Here is a 6726-nt window from a genome sequence, read left to right on the forward strand (position 1 = left end):
AAAAAGCAAAAATGGGGCGAATGGTATATCCATTTTATAAACCTTACCGGCAACAAGAATATCTATGGCTATTACTATAATGATGATTATTCAAAACAAGAGGAATTTGAACAATTGCCCTTTATGTTCCTAGGGGGTTGCAAGGTTAATTTTTGATTGACAATATTGTTTATAATGTATAAAATATACATTAAAAATGCTTAAGAGAACACAAATTTATTTTCCAGAAGATATGCTCTTTGCTCTAAAAAAAAGGGCTTATGAAGAAAAAACCAATGTCTCTAATGTTATCAGAAAGGCAATATCTTACTTTCTTTTAAAGGAGAAAAAAAGGGATTGGGTAAAAGATTCCCTCTGGAATATGGTTGGAGCGGGTAGTTCAAAGGATAAAGACCTTTCTATTTCTCATGACAAATACCTTTATGGAAAATAGAATCTTTGTTGATACATCAGCCTGGCTTGGACTTAATGACAAAAATGACCAATACCATAATGAGGCAAAGACAAAGGCAGAAGCAATAAAAAAAGAGAGGATTGAGCTTTTAACATCAGAATACATTGTTGATGAGAGCATAACCCTTATAAGATATAGGATTTCTCATCAAGCCTCTGTTTCCTTTGGAGATTCCCTCTTAAGAAGCAAAATTGCAATAATTTTGGATGTAAAGGACAAAGATAGGTTTGAGGCGTGGAGGATGTTTAAAAAATATAAAGATAAAGAGTTAAGTTTCACAGATTGCACAAGCTTTGTTTTAATGAATGAGCGGGGGATAAAAATGGCTTTCACATTTGATAAACATTTTAGGCAATTGGGGTTTAAGATATTTTAATGGAAGGAATTCTTAATTTTTTAGATAAAGGGGGTCCTGTTCTTTGGGTAATTATTGGACTATCCCTGATTGTTTTTACATTTATTATAGAGAGGTTTCTATTTTTTCACAGGATAAGAAAGGATGAAGAGCTTTTATTTCCCCTCAAAGAGCTTTTAAATAAAAATACCTTATCCGAAAGGATGAAGGAAGATCTTGAGCTTTTGATAATGAGAGAAGAGCCAAGATTTTTAAGGTTTTTAGATTTTATTGCTGTATCTACAACAGCCGCTCCAATACTTGGGCTTCTTGGAACTGTTACAGGGATGATAAAGGTATTTGACGCCTTGTCCCGGCTTGGCTCTCCAGATGCCCATCTTCTTGCAAAGGGTATATCAGAGGCTCTTATAACAACAGAGGCTGGTCTTGTTATTGCAATCCCCTGCCTATTCCTCCACAACATTCTTTTAAATAAAGCAGAAAATAACATTTCTAGGATTAAACATGAAGGGATGAGGCTTATTGCATTAGTTGATGAAGAAAAAAAGAAGGCCTGAGCTTACAATTGCTCCTTTAATAGATTGCGTATTTCTTCTCCTTTTATTCTTTGCTGTTTCAACAACCCTTACAAAGGAGCTTGGTATGCCCATAAACAAGCCAAAGGCAAAGACAAGCATTCCACTTTCAAGTGATTATTTTATCATTACAATAACAGATGATAAGAGGCTCTTTTTGGGAAAAAATGAGGTATCAATTGAGTTTTTAAGAAAGGAGATTATTGAAACAATATCAAAAAACCCAAAGACATCTGTTATTATCTCATCTGATAAGAAGGTGTCTACGGGAAGGCTCATTGAAATACTTGACCTCTGTAAGGAAGGAGGTGCATCAAGCCTTTCCATTGCAACCCTTCCAAAGCTTGAATGAGGCTTTTTTACTCATTTATATTATCGTTGATTATCAACATAGGAATTGTATTTTTCCTTCCATACATTGGAATTGCAAAGAAGGTAAGGGTCTATAAGGTCTATAAGATTGACCTTGTAAAGATAAGGGAAGAGAAAAAGCCTGTTAAAATAGAAAAACAAAGACAAATTGTAGCAAAAAAGGAAGAAATTAAAGAGCCTGTAAAAGAGGAGCCAAAATTGCCATATCTTCCAATTGAGGAAGAGAAAGAAGAGATAAAAGAGGAGGGGATAATCCCTGTTGTAAAGGAGGAAGCGGTTGTAGAACCCCATATTATCCTTCCAGTTGCACAAGAGGAAAAGCCAGGGATATTTGAGCCAGGCTCCCTTGATGCTCCATTAAAACTTATTTCATATACACAACCAAAATACCCTGATGCTGCAAAGGAAAATGGAATAAATGGCATTGTAAAACTTAAGCTCCTTATAAACCCGGATGGAATGGTTGACAAAGTAGAAATAATTGAGGAAAATCCTAAAAACTTTGGCTTTGCAAAGGAGGCATTAAAGGTTGTCAAGGGTTATAGATTTACAAGACCAATGGTATTAGAAAACCCTGTTTTTGTTCATTATATCCTTCCATTAAGGTTCTCTCTGGAGGATTAAAATAGACAAAAAAACCAAGAAAATCGCAAGAAAAGAAAATTACATGTTACTATTTAGCATAGGATACGCTTTTTACATAGACAATATCTTTCCATAAAGGCTATAATTATGAAGAGATAAATTATGCTATTGTGTATGAAATTCTGCAAAGACAACTAAAAGACATTGAGGATTTTATAGAGATAATTTCTTATTTGAGCTAATGAGAAATGTAGCCACTAAAAAGTAATTAGACAAAAATACAGCGAAATGTGGAAAGTTAAGTGAAAGGCAATACCGCAATTGTTATTGCTGGTCCAACAGCCACTGGAAAAACAGATATAGCCCACCAGCTTGCTTTAAAATATAATGGTGAAATCATTTGTGCAGATTCTCGGACAATTTATAGGTATATGGACATTGCAACCTCAAAGCCAGAAAAAATATACAGAGAGCAAATTCCTTACCATATCATAGATATAGTCAATCCCGATGAGAAATTTAGTGTAGCAGATTTTGTAGAAAAGGCAGAAAAAAGCCTAGAAGAAATTTTTAATAAGGGAAAAATTCCATTTATTGTTGGAGGGTGTGGTTTATATATAAAAAGGCTTATTGATGGCATATTTCCATCACCACCTTCATCAAAAGAAATAAGGGAATTCCTGAAAAAGAAAGAAAACCTTTGGGATAGGCTTAAGGAAATAGACAAAGAGGCAGCAGAGAGGATAAATCCAAATGATAAAAAGAGGCTTATTAGGGCATTAGAGGTTTTCTATTTAACAAAAAAACCTATTTCTGTTTTACAAAAAGAAAAAACAGAGCCTTCAAAAATAAAATTTACATCCCTATGTATAGATTGCGATAGAAAGGTTCTTTATGAAAGAATAGATGAAAGGGTGGACAAAATGATAGAAAAGGGCTTAATAGATGAGACAAAAATGCTTCTTTCTTTAGGATATTCTTCTGAACTTACATCTATGAGCGGGATTGGATATAGGGAAATTATACATTATCTAAAGGGAGAAATAAATCTTGATGAGGCAATTTTTCTAATAAAAAGAAGAAGCAGGCAATTTGCAAAGAGACAAATGACCTGGTTTAGAAATGATAAAAGGTATATTTTTATAAAAAAGGAAGAAATTAAAAAAGAGGTTGCAATTATTTCCTCCTTCTCTTAAGCTCAGAAAGGACATTCTTTGGATTTACCTCAAAAAGCCCAAGGAGGACAAAAAGGTGGTATAAAAGGTCAGCTGTTTCGTAAATTATTCCATCTTTATTATCTTTTTCTGAATCTAATATTATCTCTTCTAGCTCCTCCCTTAACTTCTCGTATATCTTTACCTTTCCTTCATTAAATAGCTTGGTGGTATATGAACCGTTCTTTGGGTTTTTCTTTCTATCAAGAATAACATTATAAAGCTCTAAAAGGATGTCTTTTTGGACAACATCCCTCCTTTGGTGTATTTTTTCAAAGAAGCAGGTTCTATTTCCTGTATGGCAAGCATTACCCTTTTGTGAAACCTTAATAAGCAATGTATCCCTATCGCAATCACAATAGATGCTTGAGATATCCTGAAAGCATCCAGATGTCTCTCCCTTTAGCCATAGCTTATTTCTTGACCTGCTAAAGAAATATGTCCTTCCCTCTTCAAGCGTCTTTTTAAGGGATTCCTCATTCATATAGGCAAGCATCAAAACCTCATCTGTTTCCTCATCAACTATAATGGCTGGAATTAAGCCATCCTTAAATAAAAGGTCATTCATAGATATATTTTAGACAAAAACTTTTATTTAAGCAATAAATTCTTGCAAAAAAGCAAAGGGGTTTATAAAATATGAATATGAATGAGCTTATTAAGATTTTAAGCTATGGTATTCCTATAGAGAAACATCCATTTAAAAGAATAGCAAAAGAGCTTGGAATAAGTGAGAAGGAGGTTATAGAGAAGATAAAAAATCTAAAAGATGAAGGTATTATAAGGTTTTTTAGAGCAAGCATAGATTATAGAAAGATTGGATACAGCGTAAATGTCCTCCTATGTTTTTTGGTAACTGACAACAAAATTGATAATATTGCAAAGGATCTTTCTAAATATAAAATGGTGAGTCATTGCTATAGAAGGCTTCCTGTAGAAAAATTTCCATATAACCTATTTTTAATGCTTCATTCAAAAACAAAAGATGAAATATTATCTTGTATAGAGAAAATAAAAAGGGATTTTTCTTTAAACAATCCCCTTCTTTTATTTACAAAGAGGGAATTTAAAAGGCAAAGACCAAGAATTAAAGAGACAAGTTATGGAGATTAAGGTAGAAAAGCCAACAAATGAAAGGCTGAAAGAGCTTGGGGTTTCTAATTGGGGTAAATGGGAATGTCCAGTGAGTAGGTTTAACTGGGAATACGATTGTGATGAAAGGTGCTATATCCTTGAGGGAGAGGTGAATATAGAAACAAAAGAAGGAAATACAAAGATAGAGAAAGGTGATGTTGTTCTCTTTCCTAAAGGCTTAAAATGCACATGGGATGTTAAGAAGGAAATAAAGAAGGTCTATAGGTTTGAATAATCACATAATTTTAACTAGGAGGTAAAATATGGTAAAGATTGCTGATGTTAGAGCAAGGGAGATATTTGATTCAAGGGGAAATCCAACAATTGAGGTGGATGTTGTCCTTTCCGACGGAACAATGGGAAGGACAGGGGTTCCATCTGGTGCATCAACAGGCACATTTGAGGCACTTGAGATGCGTGATAAAGGAGAGAGGCTTAAAGGAAAAGGTGTCCTGAAGGCTGTTTCTAATGTAAATACAAAAATCAAGGAATCCCTTGTAGGCTTAAATCCTTTATCCCAAAGGGAGATTGATTCTTTGCTTATTACACTTGATGGAACACAAAACAAAGAGAATCTTGGAGCAAATGCAATCCTTGGTGTTTCTATGGCAAATGCGAGGGCGAGTGCAGGATTCCTTAAAATTCCCCTTTATAGATACATGGGAGGCTCAAATTCCTATACACTCCCCTGGCCCTTTTTGAATATTATAAATGGCGGAAGGCATGCAAACAACAAGCTTGATATTCAAGAATTTATGATAATTCCACATAAGGCAGATTCATTTAGAAAGGCATTTGAAAAGGCTGTAAATATATATCATACCCTGAAGGAGATAATCTCCAAAAGGGGATATTCATCAGGGGTTGGCGATGAGGGTGGATTTGCACCAGATTTATCATCAGCAAAAGAGGCACTAGAGCTAATTGTTGAGGCAATAGAAAAGGCAGGTTATAAGCTAAAGGAAGAGGTATCAATAGGATTGGATGTTGCGGCATCTGAAATTTATAAGGATGGGCTATATCACATTGATGAAAAAAAATTCTCATCAGATGAGCTTATAGAATATTACAAAAGCCTTATAGAGCAATTTCCAATAATCTCAATAGAAGATGGTATGTCTGAGGAAGATTGGACAGGATGGGAAAAAATGACAAAAGAATTGAAAAATATCCAGATTATTGGAGATGATGTATTTACAACAAACCCAAAGAGGCTTAAAAAGGGCATTGAAAATGGCGTTGCCAATGCTATTCTTATAAAGCTTAATCAGATAGGGAGTCTAACAGAGACACTAGATACAATAGAGCTTGCAAAAAGGGCAGGTTATAATGTTATAATATCGCATAGATCTGGAGAAACAGAGGATAGCTTTATCGCAGACCTTTGTGTTGCAACGAATGCAGGGCAAATAAAATCTGGAGCGCCTGCAAGGACAGAGAGAGTCTGTAAATACAATCAGCTATTAAGAATTGAGGAAGAATTGGGAAATTCCAGTGTTTATGGAGTAAGATGAAGAGGCTTATTGTCTTTGGAATTATCGTTTTTATAGCAAGCACCACCCTTATTCCCTCTTATGTAAAACAGATGAGGCTTAAAGCAAAATCCAATGAATATGCAAAGCAAATTCAAGGGCTAAAAAAGAAAAATTTAGAGCTTACAAAAAAAAGGGATATACTAAAAAAGGCTGATTATGATACAATAAGAGAAGAGGCAACAAAGCTTGGGTTGATAAAGGAACAAGAAAAGGTTATCAGGTTTTATAAAAAATAATACCCTGTGGAGGTGACAGCGAGTTGAAGGAGAAGAGATAAAGGCGAGGTAGCTCAGTTGGTAGAGCGCGGGACTGAAAATCCCGGCGTCCCCAGTTCGATTCTGGGCCTCGCCATTTTTAAAATAAGTATACTAAAAATCAAGTAACTATTCACCCTATAGGGAAATAAGGAATGTATATGTTTAGATAATGTTAAGGAAAATAATGAAGCCAAAGAATAAAAATCCCAATGTCCAAATCCCAATGACAAATGAAATCCCAATGT

General features: G+C 34.6%; 11 protein-coding genes and 1 tRNA gene. 11 read left to right on the plus strand and 1 reads right to left on the minus strand.

Annotated features, from left to right (window positions below; all coding sequences use genetic code 11):
- Positions 1-196 precede the first annotated feature (196 nt).
- The 6 genes from AB1630_09010 to miaA all read left to right on the plus strand — a co-directional run bounded on the left by AB1630_09010 (position 197) and on the right by miaA (position 3537).
- The gene (locus AB1630_09010) at positions 197-433 is read left to right on the plus strand and encodes a CopG family transcriptional regulator (protein ID MEW6103932.1); all 237 of its coding nucleotides are present in this window, start codon (positions 197-199) and stop codon (positions 431-433) included.
- On the plus strand, positions 408-830 hold the full coding sequence (locus AB1630_09015; GenBank protein ID MEW6103933.1) for a PIN domain-containing protein: 423 nt from the start codon (positions 408-410) through the stop codon (positions 828-830). The genes AB1630_09010 and AB1630_09015 overlap by 26 nt, the downstream gene beginning before the upstream one ends.
- Complete coding sequence (locus AB1630_09020) at positions 830-1366, plus strand: MotA/TolQ/ExbB proton channel family protein (GenBank protein MEW6103934.1); 537 nt, start codon at positions 830-832, stop codon at positions 1364-1366. The genes AB1630_09015 and AB1630_09020 overlap by 1 nt, the downstream gene beginning before the upstream one ends.
- Positions 1344-1736 carry a biopolymer transporter ExbD gene (locus tag AB1630_09025; GenBank protein ID MEW6103935.1) on the plus strand — a complete coding sequence of 131 codons (393 nt, stop codon included), beginning with the start codon at positions 1344-1346 and terminating at the stop codon, positions 1734-1736. Before AB1630_09020 ends, AB1630_09025 begins: the two co-directional genes overlap by 23 nt.
- Entirely contained in the window at positions 1733-2380 is a 648-nt protein-coding gene (locus tag AB1630_09030; protein ID MEW6103936.1) for a TonB family protein, read from the plus strand. The genes AB1630_09025 and AB1630_09030 overlap by 4 nt, the downstream gene beginning before the upstream one ends.
- A gap of 263 nt (positions 2381-2643) precedes the next feature.
- Positions 2644-3537 carry a tRNA (adenosine(37)-N6)-dimethylallyltransferase MiaA gene (gene miaA / locus AB1630_09035; protein ID MEW6103937.1) on the plus strand — a complete coding sequence of 298 codons (894 nt, stop codon included), beginning with the start codon at positions 2644-2646 and terminating at the stop codon, positions 3535-3537.
- On the opposite strand, the gene hisIE is transcribed toward miaA, so the two are convergent.
- Positions 3518-4123 carry a bifunctional phosphoribosyl-AMP cyclohydrolase/phosphoribosyl-ATP diphosphatase HisIE gene (hisIE, locus tag AB1630_09040; GenBank protein ID MEW6103938.1) on the minus strand — a complete coding sequence of 202 codons (606 nt, stop codon included), beginning with the start codon at positions 4121-4123 and terminating at the stop codon, positions 3518-3520. The two genes, miaA and hisIE, sit on opposite strands and share 20 nt — an antisense overlap.
- Before the next feature lie 77 nt (positions 4124-4200).
- Between hisIE and AB1630_09045 the strand changes: the two genes are divergently transcribed.
- The 5 genes from AB1630_09045 to AB1630_09065 all read left to right on the plus strand — a co-directional run bounded on the left by AB1630_09045 (position 4201) and on the right by AB1630_09065 (position 6575).
- Entirely contained in the window at positions 4201-4668 is a 468-nt protein-coding gene (locus AB1630_09045; GenBank protein ID MEW6103939.1) for a hypothetical protein, read from the plus strand.
- Entirely contained in the window at positions 4658-4924 is a 267-nt protein-coding gene (locus AB1630_09050; protein MEW6103940.1) for a cupin domain-containing protein, read from the plus strand. The genes AB1630_09045 and AB1630_09050 overlap by 11 nt, the downstream gene beginning before the upstream one ends.
- A 28-nt stretch (positions 4925-4952) precedes the next feature.
- Positions 4953-6203 carry a phosphopyruvate hydratase gene (eno, locus tag AB1630_09055; protein MEW6103941.1) on the plus strand — a complete coding sequence of 417 codons (1251 nt, stop codon included), beginning with the start codon at positions 4953-4955 and terminating at the stop codon, positions 6201-6203.
- The gene (locus AB1630_09060) at positions 6200-6460 is read left to right on the plus strand and encodes a septum formation initiator family protein (protein ID MEW6103942.1); all 261 of its coding nucleotides are present in this window, start codon (positions 6200-6202) and stop codon (positions 6458-6460) included. Before eno ends, AB1630_09060 begins: the two co-directional genes overlap by 4 nt.
- Positions 6461-6502: 42 nt before the next feature.
- Positions 6503-6575, plus strand: a tRNA-Phe gene (locus AB1630_09065).
- Positions 6576-6726: the final 151 nt, after the last annotated feature.

The organism is bacterium (assembly GCA_040753555.1).
Lineage (GTDB): Bacteria > UBA9089 > UBA9088 > UBA9088 > UBA9088 > JBFLYE01.

Excerpts from the sequence above, each read along its gene's own strand:
- AB1630_09010 (MEW6103932.1), top strand. The coding sequence starts at position 197 with ATGCTTAAGAGAACACAAATTTATTTTCCAGAAGATATGCTCTTTGCT.
- AB1630_09015 (MEW6103933.1), top strand. The coding sequence starts at position 408 with ATGACAAATACCTTTATGGAAAATAGAATCTTTGTTGATACATCAGCC.
- AB1630_09020 (MEW6103934.1), top strand. The coding sequence starts at position 830 with ATGGAAGGAATTCTTAATTTTTTAGATAAAGGGGGTCCTGTTCTTTGG.
- AB1630_09025 (MEW6103935.1), top strand. The coding sequence starts at position 1,344 with ATGAAGAAAAAAAGAAGGCCTGAGCTTACAATTGCTCCTTTAATAGAT.
- AB1630_09030 (MEW6103936.1), top strand. The coding sequence starts at position 1,733 with ATGAGGCTTTTTTACTCATTTATATTATCGTTGATTATCAACATAGGA.
- hisIE (MEW6103938.1), bottom strand. The coding sequence starts at position 4,123 with ATGAATGACCTTTTATTTAAGGATGGCTTAATTCCAGCCATTATAGTT.
- AB1630_09045 (MEW6103939.1), top strand. The coding sequence starts at position 4,201 with ATGAATGAGCTTATTAAGATTTTAAGCTATGGTATTCCTATAGAGAAA.
- AB1630_09050 (MEW6103940.1), top strand. The coding sequence starts at position 4,658 with ATGGAGATTAAGGTAGAAAAGCCAACAAATGAAAGGCTGAAAGAGCTT.
- eno (MEW6103941.1), top strand. The coding sequence starts at position 4,953 with ATGGTAAAGATTGCTGATGTTAGAGCAAGGGAGATATTTGATTCAAGG.
- AB1630_09060 (MEW6103942.1), top strand. The coding sequence starts at position 6,200 with ATGAAGAGGCTTATTGTCTTTGGAATTATCGTTTTTATAGCAAGCACC.